Here is an 18,932-nt window from a genome sequence, read left to right on the forward strand (position 1 = left end):
GCGCACACCAGCATGCCATTCTGCTATGCTTCCGGCATTACTCTATGCTTTTAGGAGATGGCATGCCTGTACGTTTGCTTTTACCCGTGTTTCTGGGCGCCGCCGTGGCGCTGGCCGCCATGCCGGCACAAGCGCGTACGCCCAAACTGTCGCTGATCGAGCAGGCGCAAAGCTGCGACGGCGGCCATACCTGCCCATATTTCCCCGATGTCTACAAGGCGGACTACGCCTTTCGCCAGGCCTTCAATGTGGGCTTGAAAAAGGCGGGCCTGAAGCGCCAGCGCTGGGTGCCAGATGGCGTGGCCAGTCCGCTCAAGCCTGTCGAAATCGACGGCAAGGCGCGCCTGCTGAGCAGTGTCTGCGAACCGCACAATTGCGGTCACCGCTATTCCATTTTGTACGACCCGGTCGCGCGCAGCATGACGGGCGTGTACATGGGCAGCGATGCCAAGGGCGGCTTGCGCACCGTGTATTTCGGCGAGCCCAGCATCGCCGAAGCCGACTTGCTGTACAAGAACTGATGCACGCGCCACTGCGCATCTCCAGCGAGCGCGATGGGCTGGACGTGCCCATGATTCACCGCTACCTGAGCGAGCAGTCGTACTGGAAGTGCGGCGTGGCGCTGGAAACGGTACGCAAGGGCATCGACAATGCGCTGTGTTTCGGTGGCTATGTGGATGGCCAGCAAGTGGCGTTCGCCAGGGTCATCACCGATTACACGGATTTTGCCTACCTGCGCGACGTGTTCGTGCTGCCGCCATACCAGGGGCGCGGCTATGGCAGGCAGATGGTGGCCGCCGTGCTCGGCGATGCGCGCTTGCGCGATGTCGCCTGGATGCTGGGGACCGATGACGCCCATGGCCTGTATGCAAGCTTTGGTTTTGCGCCGCTGGAGGCGCCGCAAAAGTACATGCGCCGCCCCGCGCCGTGAAAATTATCAAAACAACCTTTAGGTGTCAAGAGAACTATTAACATTATTATACTTAATAATGTTGCATTGATAATGACGTCATGTCATTATTCGCGCTCTGCAGCTTGCGGTGCGTTGCTGGTGCTGTGCTTTGCCATCGCCTCCGGGCGCGGGCAAAGGTGGTGAGCGGTCCGATTGGTCGTCCCTGGCACGTTTTCTCGTCACTTTAAAGGAATACATCATGAAACAATATGGCGCCGAATTTCTCGGCACGTTCTGGCTGGTACTGGGTGGTTGCGGCAGCGCCGTGCTGGCCGCCGCCTTTCCCGGCCTCGGCATCGGCTTTGTCGGCGTAGCGCTGGCGTTTGGCCTGACGGTGCTGACCATGGCTTACGCCATCGGCCACATCTCGGGCTGCCACTTGAATCCCGCCGTCTCGATCGGCCTGTGGGCGGGCGGCCGCTTTCCCGCCAATCAACTGCTGCCTTACATCATCGCGCAAGTACTGGGCGCCATCGTGGCCGGTGGCGTGCTGTACGTGATCGCCAGTGGCCAGGCCGGTTTCGACGTCAGCAAGGGCTTTGCCTCGAACGGCTTCGGCGCCCACTCGCCGGGCGGCTATTCGATGCTGTCGGCGCTGGTCATTGAAATCGTGCTGACGATGTTCTTCCTGATCGTCATCCTGGGTGCCACCGACAAGCGCGCGCCGGCCGGCTTCGCCCCGCTGCCGATCGGTCTGGCGCTGACCCTGATCCACCTGATCAGCATCCCCGTGACCAATACCTCCGTCAACCCGGCCCGCAGCACGGGCGTGGCCCTGTACGTGGGCGACTGGGCCACCAGCCAGCTGTGGCTGTTCTGGCTGGCACCGATCATCGGCGCCTTGCTGGGCGCGCTGGCCTACCGCTTGATCGCGGGCGAAAAAGAGTAGGTCGGCTTAGCCCGCAGGGCGTAAGCCGACGATGCCAACAGTAGCTTGTCGGCTTACGCGCGGCTGCGCCGCGCTAAGCCGACCTACGCGGCGCGCCATTCGCTTAGGTAATGCTGCGGCGTGCGGCCCAGGATGCGGCGGAACATGGCGCTGAAGGCGCTGGGGCTGGCGTAGCCCAGCGCATAGGCGATGGCCGCCACGCCTTCGCCCCGGTCCAGGCGGCAGAATGCCTCGGCCAGGTGGACTTGCTGCAGCCATTGGCGGTAGTGCAAGCCCGTTTCCTTCGGGAATAAGCGGATCAGGGTGCGCGCGCTGGCGCCCGCATCCTGCGCCCAGTCCTCGATGCTGCGCCGGCTGCCGGGCGCGCTCATGATGGCCGTGCACACGGCCACCAGGCGCCGGTCGCGAGGCCAGGGGATGGCGAGGGGCACAGTATCGGCCGCCGCCAGTTCCGACAGGATCAGGTGCGCCAGCCAGTCGCCGCGCCCCGCCAGCGCATATTCGATCGGTTCGGCCAGCAAGGCCAGGATCAGCTCGCGCAGCAGCCGGCTCACTTCCAGCACCTTGCAATCGGCGCCGTACGGGGCCGCCACCTGCGCATCGATGTACACGGTGCGCATGCTCAGTTCGCTCAAGATGTGGACTTCATGCACGACGCCCACGGGGATCAGCAGGGCGCGCCGGGGCGGCAAGATCCACACGCCGTGCCCGGTGGAGACGCGCATCACGCCTTCCGTCGCATACAGCAGTTGCGCCCGCACGTGGCTGTGCGGCGCCGTATAGTCGCCGGCCGCATATTGCCTGGACATGGCCGTCACGGGCCGTGGCACATGCTGGTAGTCGTGCGAGCTGGTGCTGCGGCTGAACGGCACGCCATCGGGGTGGGTCTGGGCGGGTGGGTGGGTGTACATATAGATGGTTTGATTGTCACCTGATTGTCACTTAGTTGTCACTTGGGCGACGATTATTGGAAGTTATCAGTTCAGTGACCATACTATACTGGGTTCTTTGCCGGGCCGCCCGCCGAGCCCGATCATTGCGGATGACACATGCATACAACCACAACTGCCCCAGCATTGGCCAAGTCCGTGCCGGCTTCCCCTTCGCTTCATAGTTCCCAACAACAATCCGGTCTGGCCATGCACATCCTGGGCGCCGTCGCCTTCGTGCATTTGCTCAATGACTTGATCCAGGCATTATTGCCGTCGATTTATCCGATGCTGAAAGCCGAGTTTTCACTCAGTTTTACCCAGGTCGGCCTTATAACCCTGACGTTCCAGTGCACGGCATCGTTGCTGCAGCCCTGGATCGGCTTGTACACGGACCGCCGTCCGCTGCCATTCCTGCTGCCTGTCGGCATGTGCTTCACCCTGGCCGGCGTGCTGATGCTGTCCGTCGTCTCGACCTTCCCGACCCTGCTGCTCGCCGCCGGCCTGATCGGCGTCGGTTCCTCGACCTTCCACCCGGAAGCGTCGCGCGTGGCGCGCATGGCCTCGGGCGGGCGCTACGGCTTTGCCCAGTCCCTGTTCCAGGTGGGCGGCAACGTGGGTTCCGCGCTGGGGCCGCTGCTGGCGGCCGCCGTCATCGTGAACCGTGGCCACGGCAATGTCGCCTGGTTCAGCTTGCTGGCCGTGCTGGCCATCGGCGTGCTGTACAAGGTCAGCCACTGGTACAGCGGCCACCTGGCCAGCTTCAAGCCGAAGGCGGGCGGCCATGGCCCGAACTTGTCGCGCAACAAGGTGATTGGCGCGCTGGGCGTGCTGGCCCTGCTGGTATTCTCGAAGTACATCTACATGGCCAGCCTGTCGAGCTACTATACGTTTTACCTGATCGACAAATTCCATTTGTCGCTCGGCGATGCCCAGCTCTACCTGTTCCTGTTCCTCGCCGCCGTGGCGGCCGGCACCTTCATGGGCGGGCCCATCGGCGACCGCATCGGCCGCAAGCGCGTGATCTGGATTTCCATCCTGGGCGCCGCGCCGTTCACCCTGCTGCTGCCGTATGTCGACCTGTTCTGGACGGCTGTCCTGACGGTGATCATCGGCTTCGTGATTTCGTCCGCCTTTTCCGCCATCGTCGTCTTCGCGCAGGAACTGGTGCCGGGCAAGGTGGGCATGATCGCGGGCATCTTCTTTGGCCTGATGTTCGGCGTCTCCGGCATCGCGGCGGCCGCCATGGGCCACCTGGCTGATATCTCCGGCATCGCCTATGTGTATAAAATCTGTTCCTATTTGCCGCTGCTGGGCATTCTGACGGTGCTGCTGCCGCATATCGAGCAGGCGAAAAAATAAGCGGGGGACGCGGGAGGGCTTGACGGCCCGCCCGCGTACATGCGATATTCGTCCCATGATCACTTTCATCCTCCCTCCAGTTTCCGCATCCGGCGCCGCTGCTGCGCTGTGTCCGTGCGCCTGGCCCCGTGAGGATGCGGCTGCGCGCCGCTGACGTTTTACTCCTCAATTGATGGCCACAGTGTTGAAAAACCTGTGGCCATTTTCTTTTTCCGCAGCGTTAATGAAAGCCCCGCATGACACTTCATCTGTACGATACCTATGCGCGCAGCCTGCGCCCGTTTGAACCCATCGCCCCGGGCCAGGCGGGCCTGTACGCCTGCGGCCCCACCGTCTACGATTACGCGCACATCGGCAACCTGCGCACCTACCTGTTCGTCGACGGCTTGCGCCGCGCGCTCGCATTCAACGGCCTGCAGGTGCGTCATGTGATGAACATCACGGACGTGGGCCATTTGACGTCGGACGCGGATAGCGGCGACGACAAGGTCGAAGCGCGCAGCCGGCGCAGCGGCAAGTCGGCCTGGGATATCGCCGCCGCATTCACGCGCGCGTTCGAGGACGATCTGCGCCAGCTCAATATCCTGCCGCCCACCGTCTGGTGCCGCGCCACCGACCACATCGCGGAACAGATCGATTTCATCCTCGACCTGGAAGCGAAGGGCTATACCTACCGCACGGACGACGGCATCTATTTCGACACGACGCGCCAGGATAGCTACGGCAAGCTGGCGCGCCTGAAGCGCGACGGCCTGCAGGCGGGGAAACGGGTGGACTTGGGACAGAAGCGCGATATCTGCGACTTCGCGCTGTGGAAGTTCAGTGGCGTGCCTGGCCAGCGGCAGATGGAGTGGGACAGCCCGTGGGGCCTGGGTTTCCCCGGCTGGCATATCGAATGCTCGGCCATGGCGGAAAAGCACCTGGGCACGTATTTCGACATCCATTGCGGCGGCGAAGACCACGTGGCCGTCCACCACAGCAACGAGATCGCGCAAACGGAAGCGCGCCACGGCACGCGCCTGGCCAACTTCTGGCTGCACGGCGCCTTCCTCAAGACCCAGGATGCGAAGATGTCGAAATCCTCGGGCGACTTCCTGCGCCTGCAAAGCCTGGCGGAGCAGGGCATCGATCCGCTGGCCTACCGCTACCTGTGCCTGGGCGCCCACTACCGCAGCAGCCTCAATTTTACGGACGAGGCCTTGCGCGCCGCCAGCAGCGGCCTGGCGCGCCTGCGCGTGGCCGTGCATGGCCTGGGGGATGCGGACGGCGAGGCCGATGCGACATGGCTGGCGCGTTTTAGGACCTGCATCAACGATGACCTGAATTATCCGCGCGCGCTGGCCGTGGCCTGGGAGCTGCTGAAAAGCGCGCTGCCCGATGGCGTGAAAAAGGCCACCATGGCCCGCTTCGATGCGGTTCTGGGACTCGATCTGCTGGCCTGGCAGCCGGCGCAGGTGGAAGTGCCGCAGCCGGTGCTGGCGTGGCTGGCGGAACGGGCCAGCGCACGCGCACAGCGCCAGTGGGCCGAGGCGGACCGTCTGCGCGAACTGGCGCGCGCGGCCGGCTATGACATCGACGATACGCCGCAGGGCCAGCAGGCGCGCGCTTTGTGACACCCTGTGAGCGTGTGGCCGTATCTGCGGCGGCCATGCATAATGGCCGCATGATAAACGCGGGAGATGCCGTGAAGCGTGGCGTGTTGTTATGGAGTTGCTGTCTTGCCTTTTCTGCCGCGCAGGCGGCCGGCGAGTGTCCGGGCTTTCCCGTGCTGGCCACGTCCGGCGAAGCGCTGCTGGCACAAGTGCGCGCGCTGCCGCCCGTCGGCGTCGACCGCGAACGGCAGGCGTGCGCACCGGCGACCGTCATCGATTTCGCCTACAGCGGCGGTACCCTGTGCCGCTTTGGCGACGCCGAGGACACGGTCGATGCGGCGACGGCCGCCGTCACGCGCCTGGCCGATGGCGGCGAACTGGTCGAATACCTGTATCTGTTCCCGTATGCGCCGGCCACGCACGCGCGTTTGCTGGCGCTGCTGGCCGCGCGTTTTGCGCCAGTCGACAAGGCGGCCTGGCCGGCCTTCCTGCAGCGCGCCACGCCAGGCAAGGAAACCACGGCCCTGTTTACGCATGGCGGCTACTATACTTCGCTGGGCAAGCCCACCGCAGGCGACCCTGCCGAATGGTATTCGAACGTGATCTTTGAAAAGATGGACCAGCCTGCGCTGGGCGTGCGCAAGGTGTGCCGGGAGGGCCGCGATGGCTGAAGCGGACGCCTTTCCGGCGGCATTGGCCGGCACTGTGGCGCAGCTGCTGCCCGCGCTGGGAAGCAGCCGGGCACACCCGCCATTTGCCGTGTATCAGAATGGCGAGGCCTTGCTGATCCCGGCGCGCACTTATTACGACCGCGAGCGGTTGCTGGACTGTACGCGGCTGGCCGGCGACGCGGGCGTGATCGCCCTGTGCCTGGGTACGCGCCACCACGACGGCCATCTGCGCGAAGCGTGTGTCAGGCAGCTGTTGCGGCAGGAGCGGGTGTGGACGGTGCCTTTTTTGGTGCACCTGTGCGGCGAATACGTGCTGGAGATGATCGAGGTCATTGGCGCGGCGCTGCCGGCCTGGAATGGGGAGGCGCTGGCGCGCTACCTGCGGGAGAACCCAGCATATCTCGATACGCTGGAGCGGCGCGCCATCAGCTACTGGAACTGCTACTACCGCTGGCGCTATCCCGTGTGGGAAGATTATCCGGGACGCAGGACCATGGCGGCCCTGCGTGCCTTGCAAGGCCTTACGCCTCGATAAAGCGCATCTTGAAGCTGCGGCCCTTGATGTTGCCGAAGTCGCGGCCCAGGGTATTGCCCGCATTCAGGCGCTTGAAGGCCGCTTCTGCCACCTTGCGGTCGAGCGCCACGTAGGTCATGAACTCGAACACGTTGATCTTGCCCACCTGCTCCTTGGTCAGGCCAGCATCGCCCGTCAATGCGCCCAGCAAGTCGCCCGGACGCAGCTTGTCCTTCTTGCCGCCCATGATGCACAGGGTGACCATGGGCGCCGGCAGCGCCTCCATCCCGTCATCTTCCGCCAGTTCCTTCAGGTCGTGCCATTCGGCGGCGCTGTTCTGGTACTGCTCGATCAGCTTGACCCATTTTTTCTCGTTCGGCGCGCACAGCGACAGGGCCAGGCCCTTCTTGCTGCCGCGGCCCGTGCGGCCGATGCGGTGGATGTGCACTTCCGTGTCCTTCGAGACGTCGACGTTGATCACGGCGCCCAGGTCGGAAATATCGAGGCCGCGCGCGGCGACGTCGGTGGCCACCAGCACGGAGCAGCTGCGGTTGGCGAACAGCACGAGGATTTCATCGCGCTCGCGCTGTTCCAGCTCGCCGTACAGGGCCAGCGCGGAAAAGCCTTGCTGGCGCAGTTCCTCGGCCAGCTCGCGGCAATGCACCTTGGTGTTGCAGAAGGCCAGGGTGGACTCCGGCTTGAAGTGTTTTAACAGCTTGCCGACGGCGCTGTTGCGCTCGTCGAAGCCGATTTCATAGAAACGCTGTTCGATCTTGTCGTTGTCGTGCTGCGCCTCGACCGTCACTTCCAGCGGATTGACGAGGAACGACGCCGTGGCGCGGCGGATGTCTTCCGGATACGTGGCCGAGAACAGCAGGGTCTGGCGGCGCGCCGGGCAGGCGCTGACGATGCCGGCGATTTCCTCATAAAAGCCCATGTCCGTCATGCGGTCCGCTTCATCGAGCACCAGGGTTTGCACATGATTCAGGTTGATGGTGCCGCGGCCCAGGTGGTCGCGCAAACGGCCCGGCGTGCCGACGACGATGTGGGCGCCGTGTTCCAGCGAGGCGATCTGCGGGCGCATCGGCGCGCCGCCCGTCAGTGTCAGGATCTTGATGTTGCCAGCCGCGCGCGCCAGGCGGCGCAGCTCATTGGCCACCTGGTCGGCCAGTTCGCGCGTGGGGCACAGCACCAGGCCCTGCACGGCAAACCAGGCCGGATTGAGCTTGTGCAGGATGCCGATGCCGAAGGCGGCCGTCTTGCCGCTGCCCGTTTTCGCTTGCGCGATCAGGTCGCGGCCATCGAGCACCGCCGGCAGGCTTTGCGCCTGGATGGTGGTCATCTCGTGGTAGCCGAGCGAATCGAGGTTGGCCAAAAAGGCGGGCGTCAGCGGCAGGCTGGAAAAAGAGGTGGTGGCAGTGGTGGTGTTCATAAAGGGCGGAGCCGGTAAAAAGCGGGTGGATGGGCACAGTCTACAGGCGTTCTACGCCCTTGTGCGGATGGTGGTGTGGAAGCCGGCGGCAAACGGCCGCCGGCGTGGGTACTAATTATCGGGCGCCCATATGGGCAAGCCGGTCAGATCGAGGCCGGCGTCGCGCGTCCATACGGGCAAGCCCGTGGCGTCGGTCGGCTCCAGCAATTCGAGCTGCACCTGCTTCAGCGCCGCCTTGCGCACGCGCGCGCGGCGCTGCGGCTCCGGCGCCGGCTCTGGCGCCTCGAGCGCTGGCGGCGGGCCGAAACCGGGCAAGTCGATGGTGGCGTTGTCTTTTTTATCTCTCATTTGCTAACCTCTGTCCCTGGCCTGTGAAAGCCAAGGGGCGGGCAAGGTGCTGCCCGCCTATGTCCAATACGCTTTAACTTCATCCACAAAACAAAAGCCCGGCTACTGGAGTCGGGCTCATTGTGGATGCAACCGTCAGGAATACCTGTCCTGCGGATTTAAGTGCGGCACGCAGTGTATCACAGGCGTGCCGCACCGTGGGTGGCTTATAACGCCTGACAAAACCGTAGCGAGCGGCAGTGAGTTGTGGCTGAGAAGCGCAACTGTGCTTTAGCACAGTGAGCATCGCAGGCCGCAAATCGCGACGCGCAGCAGGTTTTGGATGGCGTTTAGCGGAAGCTGAGGGCGCCCGTCAGGTCACCCGGCGGCAGCGCGCCGCGTGCCGCGAATGCGTCGTTGCGCACTTTCAGGCCTTCGAGCAGGGGCAGGTCGTGCAGGCGCGTGATCAGGCGCAGGATCGACGTCGTGTCGTAGAAACTGTGGTCGACGGCGCCTTTCTTCGCGTACGGCGAGACGACGATGGCGGGAATGCGCGTGCCCGGACCCCAGCGGTCGCCCTTCGGCGGCGCCACGTGGTCCCACCAGCCGCCGTTCTCATCGAACGTGATCACCACGATCATGTCCTTCCACTGCGGCGATTCCTTCAGATGCTGGATGACGTTGGCCACGTGCTGGTCGCCCGACTCGATATCCGAGTAGCCCGCGTGCAGGTTCAGATTGCCCTGCGGCTTGTAGAAGGTCACGGCCGGCAGCTTGCCGGCCACGGCGGCGGCGAGGAATTTGTTCGAGATCGGGCTGTCGCCCGTGCCGCCGTCGCGCAGGTGTTCGGCGCGCGCAGCCGTGCCGGGGGCGAACTGCTTGAAGTAGTTCAGCGGCTGGTGGTGGAACTGGAAATTTGGTTTACTGCCGCCGCCCTTGTGGTCGAGCGCCGCTTGCCAGCCGCCGCCATACCACGCCCAGCTGACGCCCTTGCGCGACAGCAGGTCGCCGATGGTGTCGTAGGTTTGCGGCGGCAGGGTATTCGCGTCGGCCGGGTCGGCGTGCAGCGGGTCGCCGTCGAAGGCGGGGCGGATGTAGCTCGGTTGATATGGCGGCGCCATGGTGTTGACGGCATAGCCGTCCGGCGTGATGGCGCCGTCGTTCACGTATTTCGGCTTGCCGTCCAGCGCCGAGGCGGGGCAGTCGGGCGAGATGGCCAGGCGCACGCCTTGCGGGCCGTCGGACAGGACGGCGATCTTTTTCTTCGCCGCCGTCTCGGCAGCATTGAAGTATTCATTGGCGCGGCCCGTGACGAGGAACTGGTGGTTCATATAGGAGCCGCCGAAGGCCGCCATGAAGAAGTTGTCGCACAGCGTGTACTGCTCGGCGATCTGCCACAGGTTCAGGTTTTTCGACGTTTCGCCGTAGTGACCCATCACCAGGCCGCCGCTGTCGGCCCACGCGGCAAAGCCGTCGTTCTTGCCGCCGTTGATCTGCATCTGGTTGTTATAGAAGCGGTGCACGAGGTCGCGTGTGATGATGCTCTCGGGCAGGGGCTTGCCGGCCGCGTCGCTCAGTTTGTAGGGAGCGTTGGGCAGGCCGGAAATCTGCTCTTCCTTGATCAGGTAATCGGTGCCGCCGATGTTTTGCTGGTTCGGCACCAGGCCGCCCCAGATCTTCGGCAGGCTGGCCAGCGGCTTGCCGTCGCGGTCCATCTGCTGCGCCTGTTCCGCCGTGACGGCGGACAGGGGCGCGCTGGTGCCGGGGAAGTTGGCGAACAGGTTGTTGAAGCTGCGGTTTTCCAGGTAGATCACGACCACGTTCTTGACGTGCGCCTTGAGTTTCGCGTCGAGCGAACCCTTGGCGATGGTCTTCCTGGCTGGCGCGGCGTCGGCCAGCGCCGGCAGGCTGGCGGCCAGGCCGACTGCGGAAGCAGCCTGGAAAATGCGCCGGCGCGAGGGATTGGCGGGTTGGTCGGCCGGATCGGCTGGCAGGGCGGGGGCGAGGTCCTTCACACATTCTCCTTGGGTGTCTCTATGGGCACGGGCGTTGGCGGCAATGGCCGGCAACGCCCGTGAAGCGGGAAAATTGTATCACCGGCCCTGCGCCAGTGCGAAATATTCGGCCTGCCTTAGAACTGGTAGCGGACCTTCAGTGCCACCTTGCGCGCCGGGCCATGCATGCCCGAGTACCACCAGTCCGACACGGAAGCCGTGTACTGCTTGTCGAACAGGTTGGCCACGTTCACGGTGGCCGACAGCTTGTCGCTGACGTCGTAGCGCGCCATCAGGCTGGCCACCGAGTACGCCTTCTGTTCCCAGTGCAGGGTGCGGTCGATCTGCCACGCGTCGATGTCGGAATACACGCGGCTTTGCCAGTTCACGCCGCCGCCCACCGTCAGGCGATGCAGCTCGCCGGGCAGCCGGTAAGTAGTCCACAGTTTCACCAGGTGGCGCGGGAACGTGGTCAGGATCGCCTTGCCGGTATTGTTTTCCGTCTGGCTGTAGGACCACGAAGCCGAGATGTTCCAGTCCGGCGTCAGCGCGCCCGTCGCTTCCAGGTCCACGCCCTGGGTCCTGGCGCCCTTGATGGTGCGGTTGGCGGGATTGTTCGTGCCAGGGACGGTGTAGCCGGGGTCCGATTCGGCCAGGTTGCTCTGGCGGATCTGGTACAGCGCGGCGGAGGTGTTCAGGCGGCCATCGAGCCAGCCGCTCTTGACGCCCGCTTCGAAGGTCTTGCCCTCGCGCGGCGCCAGCAGCTTGCCGTAGCGGTCTTGCTGGGCTTGCGGCTGGTAGATGGTGGTATAACTGGCGTAGGCGCTGTGCGTGGCGTCGATGTCGAACACCAGGCCGCCATACGGCGTGAAGACACGGCTTTCCGAAGCCGGCGACGCGCTGTAAAACGGCACGGTAGGCGCGTCCGAGATGTAGTTCTCGCTGTAGCGCAGCACCTTGGCGCCGGCGATCAGTTTCAGGCGCTCGGACAGGTTGAGGCGCGTGGCGGCATACGCGCTGGCCTGGCGGCGCGTGCTGTCGTAGGTGACGTAGGTATCTCCAAACACGGGTGTTGCCAGGCGATTCCAGCGGTACAGGTTGACGTCGCTGCCCTGGATGCTCCAGTCGAAGCGGCCATCGGTCTTGCTCTGGAATTCGCTGTAGTCCATGCCCAGCACCAGTTCGTGCTGGCGGCCGAAGGCGTTGAACGGCCCGCGCACGTTGACGTCCACGCTGTTGACCTTCAGCTGGTAATCGCGGTAGTCGGCGCTCAAGCCCAGGCCATCGCCCGTGGCCTGGTCGGGGAAGCTTCCGCTCACGTTCATGTAGACGGCGCGCTCTTCCTGCGACGACTGTACGCGGTTGGCCGAGACTTTCAGCTTCCAGTCGTTCGCCAGCGCGTGTTCCACGGTGGCGAAGATGTCGGTTGAATTGGTGTTGAAGCGATTCGACCTGGCCGCCGGGCTGAAGGAGCGGGGCAGGTCCGTCATGACGCCATTGCTGTAGAACAGGGGGAAGCCCAGGTAGGAGAGGGAACCGTCCGAGCGCTTGCGCTGGTGCGTCACGCCGGCCGTCAGTTTCGTGTCGCTGGACAGGTCCGCCTCGACCACGCCGTAGACCACTTTCTTGTCGCGGCTGTAGCCGTCGATGATGCTGTCGCCTTCCTCGTACACGGTCACGAGGCGGCCGCGCACCGTGCGCGCCTCGTTCAGCGGACCCGAGATGTCGGCCATCGCGCGCCGTTCATCGTAGGAGCCCAGCTCGCCCTCGACGGCGGCCTGGAACTGCGCCGTCGGCTTCTTGCGCACCATGTTGATGACGCCCGACGCGTCGCCCGCGCCCGTCATCAGGCCCGAGGCGCCGCGCAGCACTTCGATGCGGTCGTACAGCGCCATGTCGGCCAGGCTTTGCGACGGTATCGCATCGAGGCCCAGGTTTTCCGAATGCGTGCTGACGCCGTCGAGCTGGTAATTGGTGATCGAATAGCCGCGCGAGGTAAAGCCCGTGCGCTCGCTGCCCAGCGAGAACAGGGTGACGCCCGGCGTTTGCGCCATCACTTGCGCGATCGTGCTCAAGCCCTGGTCCTGCATGCGCTGCTGTGTGATGACGCTGACCGACTGCGGCGTTTCCCTGATCGACAGGCCCAGCGGCGTGGCCGTGGCGATCGGCAGGGCGGAGACATACGCGCCCGAGCCTTCGGTGGCGTCCTGCTGCGCTTTGACCGACACCTCCGGCATCATGGCGATGGCCTCCGCGCCGGATTCCACCTGGGCCTGGGCCGGGCGCAGCACGTAGCTGCCATTGGCGCTGCGCTCGGCCTTCAGGCCCGTGCCGCGCAACACGCCGTTCAGGGCGGCCAGCACGTCGTGGCGGCCCGCGAGGCCCGCCGACGTCTTGCCGCGCGTCTGGTCCGGCGTGAAGCTGAGGATGACCCGCGACTGGCTGGCGACCTGGCGCAGCGCCGCCGCCAGGTCGCCGGCCGGCACCTGGAAGTCGAGGCTGGCCGCTGGCGCGGCCACGATTTCCTGCGCCAGGGCTGGCGCGGGGATATTCAGCAGCAGGGCCGAACCGATGAAGATGCATTGGATGGCATGCGCCATGCGCTTGATGCGCGGCCGGGACCGAAACCGGGAAGACATAACTTGGGACATGGTTACCTTGTGGTGTAGTCGTCAAAAAGAACGTTGCCTACACAGGTCACGCGAGAATCGAAAACGGGTACCTTTTTTTGCGCTGGCGTGAAAATACATGTTCAGCGCTTCCGCCGCGCTTCCACCTGCACCCAATAGCGCGTGCGCAGGCGCACGTCCACCGGCAGCGAATCGGGCAGCGACAGCAGCACGGCGTCCAGGTCGGCCAGCGGGAAGACGCCGGAAAGGCGCAGGCCGGCCACCGCGTCGTCGCAGCCCAGCAAGCCGTGGCGGTAGCGGCTCAACTCATGCAGGAAGTCGCGCAGCGGCATGGCGTCGGCCAGCAGCAAGCCCTGGCGCCAGGCCCAGATATCGGGCGAGACGGCGTGCGCGGGCACGATGCTTTGTGCGGTCATGCCGCCGCCCTGGCCCGCCTGGATCACGAGGCTGGCGTGGCCCTGGCGCGGCATCAGCCGCACGGCGCCTTCCTCGACGGCGACCTGGGTGTGGCCCTCGTCCTGGCGTACCGAGTAGCGCGTGCCCAGCGCCTGCGCCCGGCCTTGCGCCGTTTCGACGAGGAAGGGGCGGTAGGGCCGGCCCGTTTCGCGGGCGGTGGCGATGAAGACTTCGCCCCGCACCAGTTGCAGCAGCCGTTGCGTGTCCGTGTAGCGGATGTTGACGGCGCTGCCGCTGTTCAAATGCAGGCGGCTGCCGTCGGACAGGGCCAGCTCGCAGCGTTCGCCCACGCCGGTGGACAGGTCGGCCAGCGCGGCGCGGGCCATGCCGGGCGCATATTCCGAGCGCGCGCCGAACCAGCCGGTGAGACCGATGGCCGATACCCACGCCAGCAGCCGCAGGCTGCCGCGCCGCGAGACGGAACGCGAATGGGGGCTTTGCAGCAGCGCCTGGCGGCTGGCTGGTCCATCGAGTGCGCGCAAGCCGCCGCTGACGTTTTCGATGTGTTTCCATGCCCGTTCATGATCGGGGTGCGCCTGGCGCCACTGCTGCCAGGCCGTTTTTTCCGCCGGCGTGGTTTCGCCGCTCATCAGGGTGGTCAGCCATTCGGCCGCCTGCATGGCGATGGCCAGATCGATGGGCTGGCCCTGGGCGTAGACGGTGGCGGCGCGCATGTCAGGGCGCGGCAAAATCGGGCACGGCAAAAAAGCACAGCAAGTTGGCCTTGCTCAGGTATTTTTTGACGGAATGCGTGCTGGTGCCCAGTTCGGCGGCGATCTCGGCATAGCTCATGCCATCCAGGTGGGCGAGCAAAAAAGCGGCCCTGGCCTTGGCGGACAGCCGTTCCAGCGCGCGGTCGATCAGCTGCAGCGACTCGAGCAGCATGGACATCGCTTCCGGCGATGGCGTGCAGGCTTGTGGCTGGTGCAGCAGGGCGTCGAGGTAGGCCCGTTCCAGCTCTTCGCGCCGGCAGTGGTTGGCCAGCAGGCGCCTGGCGATGGTGGCCAGGAAAGGGCGCGGCTGCGCGATGCCGGCACTGCTGCGCGCGACGAAGATCTTGAGGAAGGTATCCTGCGCCAGGTCGCCCGCCAGCCCCGCATCGTGCAGGCGGCGCTTCAGCCAGTGCAGCAGCCAGGAGTGGTGCTCGGCGTACAGGGCCTGGAAATCGGATGGCGGGGAAGGGGCGGACAGCATGGCTTAATCTAAATGAGAATTGTTCTCATGATAGCCTAGCGGCGCACGCCAGGCAATCGGGAAAACGCGGCGTTGCTGAAATGCGACTGCGCCTGGGCCGCCTGCGGCGAGGGATTTGCGCCTGCGCACGGCAGATGTAAAAGTTTCCTTGGCGCAAGCTTTCATGTGAGAAAATGCGGGCTGTCGATGTGGTGCGGAGCGAAAAATGATGTGGATGGTTGGCGGTGCCCTGGTTCTATTGGTCGCCAGATTTTTATGGTTGGCCTTTTTTCATCGGGTCAACGCGATGTCGCGCCAGGCGGAATTGATGAACTGGCTCGACATCGGCCGCGTGTCGAATGCCGATGGCGGCAAGGATATTTTGTTGGCGAGAAACGAGCGCGGCGCCAGGATAGACTGGCGCACGGGCGAAGTCTGGCTGATGAACCCCAAGGTGGAGGAGCCGTTTGCCGACTTCCTCGCCGTCGAACGCTGGCTCACTTTGCGCGACATGCCAGCGGCGGACAAGCCGGCGCCAGCCGCTCCCGCGCCAGCGGAACCCGAAGCGGCGCCGGATGCCGGCCCCGTGCGCGATACCTTGCCGGCGTTCCAGCAAAAGGTCGATGCTTGCCTGGCCAAGGCGGAAGGCGGCCAGGAATTGCTGGAAACCAAGCAGGCATTCGAGGCGGGCAGCGAGCCTTATCTCGAGGCGTCGACGGAATTGAGCAAGACCGCGCTGGAGCTGGAAGTGTCGCCCGCCATGGTGGCCACGTTTCATATCAGCGCCTTTGCCGCCCTGGCTGAAACGGCGGGCGCCGACAAGCTGGAACGGGTGGCGGCCAGCCTGCATGCGGCGGCCAGGCAGATCAGGGCCAGCGTCACCGCGTAAAAGCGTGGGCCCGGCCCGGAATGAAAAAACCGCTGAAGCCCTTGCAGGCATCAGCGGTTTTTATGTATTGGTTGCGGGGACAGGATTTGAACCTGTGACCTTCGGGTTATGAGCCCGACGAGCTGCCAGACTGCTCCACCCCGCAGGCGAATTATAACCGAGTTTGCTGCATTGCGAAAGAGCGGATGGAAATGAAGGATATTTGGCTTGCAGGATGGTCATTGAGATACTGCGCCGCAATAGAAAAAGCCGCTGATTCTCTTGCAAGAATCAGCGGCTTTCATATATTGGTTGCGGGGACAGGATTTGAACCTGTGACCTTCGGGTTATGAGCCCGACGAGCTGCCAGACTGCTCCACCCCGCAGCCGAATTATAGCGGGGTTTGCTGCAATGCGCAATGGCTGCCTCGATTACGCCGCCGCCAGGCGCCACAGCGAGGTGATTTCCTTCGAGCGGGCCGCGTGCAGGCTGTCGGTGGCGTCCTGCGCGCGCGGGTGCGTGGGTTTCACGTCCAGGCGGTCGACGACCTTCAAGCCTGCCTGTTCTATCCATTCGAGCAATTGCGCGCGCGGGCGCAGGCCCAGGTGCTCGGCCAGGTCCGATAGAATCAGCCAGCCTTCGCCGTTGGCTTCCAGGTGTTCCGCCAGGCCGGAAAGGAAACCGCGCAGCATGCGGCTGTCCGGATCATAGACGGCGTATTCGATCGGCGAGCTTGGACGGGCCGGCAGCCATGGCGGATTGCATACGACGAGCGGCGCGCGGCCGGCGGGGAACAGGTCGGCCTGCACCACCTCGACCTTGTCGATCAAGTCGAGGCGGGCCAGGTTTTCGCGCGCGCAGGACAGGGCGCGCGGGTCCTGGTCGGTGGCGACGATGCGCTTGACGCCGCGCTGCGCGAGCACGGCGGCCAGCACGCCGGTGCCGGTGCCGATGTCGAAGGCCAGGCTGGCGCGCGCGGGCAGCGGCGCTTCCGCCACAAGGCCCACGTACTCGCCGCGGATCGGGGCGAACACGCCGTAGTGCGGGTGGATGCGCTGGCCCAGGGCCGGCAGTTCCACGCCCGTGCGGCGCCATTCGTGCGCGCCGATCAGGCCCAGCAGCTCGCGCAGCGAGGCGACGAACGCTTCCTCGCCGCGGCCATACGCTTCATTGCAAGCCAGTTTCACGTCCGGCGCGCGGCGCAGCGGAATCGTGTAGTCGGCATCGAAAGGCAGCAGCAGAATGGCCAGGGTGCGGGCGCGCTGCGACTGCGCCTGGCGGTGCAAATGGAAGGCTTCCGTGGCCGATGGTTCGGGTTTCGCCAGCTTGGCGGCCTTGGCCTTCTTGCTCGGCTTGTCGTTCTTGTGGTCGGCGCGCCGCGCCAGCGCCTGCAGCAGCTGGCGCGCGTTCTGGAAGTCGCCGCGCCACAGCATGGCCGTGCCTTCGCAGGCCAGGCGGTAAGCCTGGTCGGCCGTCGTGCGGTCGTCGGCGATGACGACGCGCTTGGGCGGCGGCATGCCGCTTTCCGAGCGCCAGCGGGCCGAATGCTCGGCGCCGTTTTCGCTCCAGTGGATCTGCGGATGAACGGTAGGGGAAGAAGTGTCGGACATGGGTTTCAATCGATAGAAGGGGGCGCGCGGCATGGTCGCCTGCGCAGGCCGTCTTCCATTATACGTCGCTGGCCGTGCCGTCAGCAGTGTCCGTGCCATAGGCGAGTGCCAGCGCGCGGGCGCGCGCCTGGTCTTCCGGCGTCGTTTCCACGGCTTTCTGGTCGGCTTTGACCGCCGCGTCCGGCTGCACCAGCTTGAGCAAACGCAAGCTCAGGCTGCCCGCCAGGTCGCCATCGTTGCCGCTGGCGCTGGCGCCATCGGCCTTGCTGTTGACGTTGTTATTAAAAATGTTGCTTTGCAATTGCTGGCCCAGCAGCTTGAACAGGTCGTGCAGATTGCCGGCGAAGGTCGTGGCGGGCAACTCCCTGGCGGGCAGGGAGTCGTCTTCGGATGATGTGGCTTCCGGCGCTTCGCCTTGCGTTTGCTCAAGGACGCCCGCGCTGATGTTCGATTGATATTGCACTTCCAGTTCGAAGTCGAAGGTTTGCCCGTCGGCCGTGGTGATCTTGCCCTTGCCGATGAAATGGGCGTTTTCATCGAGGCTGAAGGCGGCCGCGCGGCTGCTGCTGCCGGCGCCCGAGACGCTGGCGCTGCCGCTGCTGAAGCTGGCTCCCGCTTGCAGGTCGACGGAATCGAAGGCGATGCTGGCGCCGTCGCCGAACATCTGGCGCGTCATGTTGTTCAGGAAATCCTGCGCCGCGTCGACCGTGGCGTTGCCCAGCGCATCGGTCCGTTGCGACAGTCCCTTGGCCGACAGGTCCAGGCCATTCTTCGACAGGGCCACCACGTCTTGCGCCGTGCGCTGCATCAGAGGCGAAGCGGCCAGGCCGGCGCCCGTTTTAGGCGGCGTTTGCCCTGCCGGGGTATTGGCGGCGGGCTGGCGCGAGCCGGGAACGAGGGCGGGAAGCTGGGACATGAACAAATTCCGAATGAGTAAGTACTCAGTTAACGGCAGCCGTGCCCCATTCTTTAACCATTAGTGGTGGTGCGACCAGCTACCGTCCGCCGACTCCAGGTAAGACTTGACGGCATCGGCCTGGCCCGTGGCGTGGCGCTTGAGTTCGCCGCATGCGCAAATGCCCTGGTATGGCTGGATATGCGAGCAGGCGGAGACTTTTTGCAGGTAGACCTGCATGGATTTGTGACATTTTACGCACTTGAAGGTGAGGCTGCGGGCGGCTTTCATGGGTTTCCTTGAACTGTTGCGGGGCGTAGCGGGTCGTTACGCGAAGGCGGCGATTTTAACGCACTCCGTCCATCGTTACACGTTGTTGCATCTGCGCCACGCGCAGGTCAACTGAATCCGCGCCATGACGTTGAGCGTATATAGGAGGTCGTCTGACCGCCATTGAAGAGGTAGCACCATGGACAAGCATGACAAGGAAAAGCCTGTACAGCCCGCCAAGGAGCTGGTCAGGAAGTGGCTGAAAGCGGAGCTGGAACAGCGCCGGCCCCCGCCCGACCCCGAGCAGATCCGCCGCGAACTGGGCTGGGATATGCTCAAGCTGTGCCGGGAGCCGGTCAGCCGCTAG

Annotated in this window: 19 protein-coding genes and 2 tRNA genes; 9 read left to right on the forward strand and 12 right to left on the reverse strand. The window is 64.8% G+C overall.

What is annotated here, in order from left to right; all coding sequences use genetic code 11:
- Nucleotides 1-62 precede the first annotated feature (62 nt).
- The 3 genes from ACQ4WQ_RS19345 (at nucleotide 63) to aqpZ (ending at nucleotide 1,841) form a co-directional block, all read left to right on the forward strand.
- On the forward strand, nucleotides 63-521 hold the full coding sequence (locus ACQ4WQ_RS19345; protein ID WP_436499274.1) for an Ivy family c-type lysozyme inhibitor: 459 nt from the start codon (nucleotides 63-65) through the stop codon (nucleotides 519-521).
- Nucleotides 521-931: a GNAT family N-acetyltransferase gene (locus tag ACQ4WQ_RS19350; protein ID WP_436499276.1), complete on the forward strand. Its 411-nt coding sequence runs from the start codon at nucleotides 521-523 to the stop codon at nucleotides 929-931. The genes ACQ4WQ_RS19345 and ACQ4WQ_RS19350 overlap by 1 nt, the downstream gene beginning before the upstream one ends.
- 220 nt (nucleotides 932-1,151) lie before the next feature.
- Nucleotides 1,152-1,841: an aquaporin Z gene (gene aqpZ / locus ACQ4WQ_RS19355; RefSeq protein WP_058048505.1), complete on the forward strand. Its 690-nt coding sequence runs from the start codon at nucleotides 1,152-1,154 to the stop codon at nucleotides 1,839-1,841.
- 83 nt (nucleotides 1,842-1,924) lie between these two features.
- Here aqpZ and ACQ4WQ_RS19360 read toward each other — a convergent pair whose 3' ends face one another.
- Complete coding sequence (locus ACQ4WQ_RS19360; protein WP_436499278.1) at nucleotides 1,925-2,752, reverse strand: AraC family transcriptional regulator; 828 nt, start codon at nucleotides 2,750-2,752, stop codon at nucleotides 1,925-1,927.
- 228 nt (nucleotides 2,753-2,980) lie between these two features.
- Here ACQ4WQ_RS19360 and ACQ4WQ_RS19365 point away from each other — a divergent pair, with 228 nt between their 5' ends.
- From ACQ4WQ_RS19365 to ACQ4WQ_RS19380, 4 genes are all read left to right on the forward strand, one after another.
- Entirely contained in the window at nucleotides 2,981-4,132 is a 1,152-nt protein-coding gene (locus tag ACQ4WQ_RS19365) for an MFS transporter (RefSeq protein WP_326459349.1), read from the forward strand.
- A 236-nt stretch (nucleotides 4,133-4,368) separates the two neighbouring features.
- Nucleotides 4,369-5,745, forward strand: coding sequence for a cysteine--tRNA ligase (gene cysS, locus ACQ4WQ_RS19370; RefSeq protein ID WP_436499280.1), 1,377 nt, complete (start codon nucleotides 4,369-4,371; stop codon nucleotides 5,743-5,745).
- Between the two features lie 71 nt (nucleotides 5,746-5,816).
- On the forward strand, nucleotides 5,817-6,395 hold the full coding sequence (locus ACQ4WQ_RS19375) for a hypothetical protein (RefSeq protein WP_436499282.1): 579 nt from the start codon (nucleotides 5,817-5,819) through the stop codon (nucleotides 6,393-6,395).
- Nucleotides 6,388-6,930, forward strand: a complete 543-nt coding sequence (locus ACQ4WQ_RS19380; RefSeq protein ID WP_436499284.1) for a hypothetical protein — start codon at nucleotides 6,388-6,390, stop codon at nucleotides 6,928-6,930. Before ACQ4WQ_RS19375 ends, ACQ4WQ_RS19380 begins: the two co-directional genes overlap by 8 nt.
- On the opposite strand, the gene dbpA is transcribed toward ACQ4WQ_RS19380, so the two are convergent.
- The 6 genes from dbpA to ACQ4WQ_RS19410 all read right to left on the reverse strand — a co-directional run bounded on the left by dbpA (nucleotide 6,917) and on the right by ACQ4WQ_RS19410 (nucleotide 14,942).
- Nucleotides 6,917-8,341, reverse strand: coding sequence for an ATP-dependent RNA helicase DbpA (dbpA, locus tag ACQ4WQ_RS19385; RefSeq protein ID WP_326459353.1), 1,425 nt, complete (start codon nucleotides 8,339-8,341; stop codon nucleotides 6,917-6,919). The genes ACQ4WQ_RS19380 and dbpA overlap by 14 nt on opposite strands.
- A 111-nt stretch (nucleotides 8,342-8,452) precedes the next feature.
- Nucleotides 8,453-8,689 (reverse strand): hypothetical protein, encoded by a 237-nt coding sequence (locus ACQ4WQ_RS19390; RefSeq protein ID WP_436499286.1) that lies wholly within the window; start codon nucleotides 8,687-8,689, stop codon nucleotides 8,453-8,455.
- A gap of 329 nt (nucleotides 8,690-9,018) precedes the next feature.
- Nucleotides 9,019-10,683, reverse strand: coding sequence for an acid phosphatase (locus tag ACQ4WQ_RS19395; RefSeq protein ID WP_436499288.1), 1,665 nt, complete (start codon nucleotides 10,681-10,683; stop codon nucleotides 9,019-9,021).
- A 116-nt stretch (nucleotides 10,684-10,799) separates the two neighbouring features.
- Nucleotides 10,800-13,262: a TonB-dependent siderophore receptor gene (locus tag ACQ4WQ_RS19400; RefSeq protein WP_436499290.1), complete on the reverse strand. Its 2,463-nt coding sequence runs from the start codon at nucleotides 13,260-13,262 to the stop codon at nucleotides 10,800-10,802.
- Nucleotides 13,263-13,414: 152 nt separating this feature from the next.
- The gene (locus tag ACQ4WQ_RS19405; RefSeq protein ID WP_436499292.1) at nucleotides 13,415-14,422 is read right to left on the reverse strand and encodes a FecR domain-containing protein; all 1,008 of its coding nucleotides are present in this window, start codon (nucleotides 14,420-14,422) and stop codon (nucleotides 13,415-13,417) included.
- 1 nt (nucleotide 14,423) lies between these two features.
- The gene (locus ACQ4WQ_RS19410) at nucleotides 14,424-14,942 is read right to left on the reverse strand and encodes a sigma-70 family RNA polymerase sigma factor (protein ID WP_436499294.1); all 519 of its coding nucleotides are present in this window, start codon (nucleotides 14,940-14,942) and stop codon (nucleotides 14,424-14,426) included.
- A 307-nt stretch (nucleotides 14,943-15,249) separates the two neighbouring features.
- Here ACQ4WQ_RS19410 and ACQ4WQ_RS19415 point away from each other — a divergent pair, with 307 nt between their 5' ends.
- The gene (locus tag ACQ4WQ_RS19415) at nucleotides 15,250-15,810 is read left to right on the forward strand and encodes a hypothetical protein (RefSeq protein ID WP_436499296.1); all 561 of its coding nucleotides are present in this window, start codon (nucleotides 15,250-15,252) and stop codon (nucleotides 15,808-15,810) included.
- Between the two features lie 68 nt (nucleotides 15,811-15,878).
- Here the strand turns inward: ACQ4WQ_RS19415 and ACQ4WQ_RS19420 are convergent.
- From ACQ4WQ_RS19420 to ACQ4WQ_RS19440, 5 genes are all read right to left on the reverse strand, one after another.
- A tRNA-Met gene (locus ACQ4WQ_RS19420) sits at nucleotides 15,879-15,955 on the reverse strand.
- 143 nt (nucleotides 15,956-16,098) lie between these two features.
- A tRNA-Met gene (locus tag ACQ4WQ_RS19425) sits at nucleotides 16,099-16,175 on the reverse strand.
- Nucleotides 16,176-16,221: 46 nt separating this feature from the next.
- Nucleotides 16,222-17,400: a methyltransferase gene (locus ACQ4WQ_RS19430; protein WP_436499298.1), complete on the reverse strand. Its 1,179-nt coding sequence runs from the start codon at nucleotides 17,398-17,400 to the stop codon at nucleotides 16,222-16,224.
- A gap of 58 nt (nucleotides 17,401-17,458) precedes the next feature.
- Nucleotides 17,459-18,316: a hypothetical protein gene (locus ACQ4WQ_RS19435; RefSeq protein WP_436499300.1), complete on the reverse strand. Its 858-nt coding sequence runs from the start codon at nucleotides 18,314-18,316 to the stop codon at nucleotides 17,459-17,461.
- Nucleotides 18,317-18,376: 60 nt separating this feature from the next.
- Complete coding sequence (locus tag ACQ4WQ_RS19440; protein WP_034755039.1) at nucleotides 18,377-18,586, reverse strand: hypothetical protein; 210 nt, start codon at nucleotides 18,584-18,586, stop codon at nucleotides 18,377-18,379.
- 178 nt (nucleotides 18,587-18,764) lie between these two features.
- Between ACQ4WQ_RS19440 and ACQ4WQ_RS19445 the strand changes: the two genes are divergently transcribed.
- A complete protein-coding gene (locus ACQ4WQ_RS19445; protein WP_326459362.1) occupies nucleotides 18,765-18,932 on the forward strand; it encodes a hypothetical protein in 168 nt (55 codons plus the stop codon).

This window comes from Janthinobacterium goodfellowi (assembly GCF_051380695.1).
In the GTDB taxonomy this organism is placed as follows: domain Bacteria; phylum Pseudomonadota; class Gammaproteobacteria; order Burkholderiales; family Burkholderiaceae_D; genus Janthinobacterium.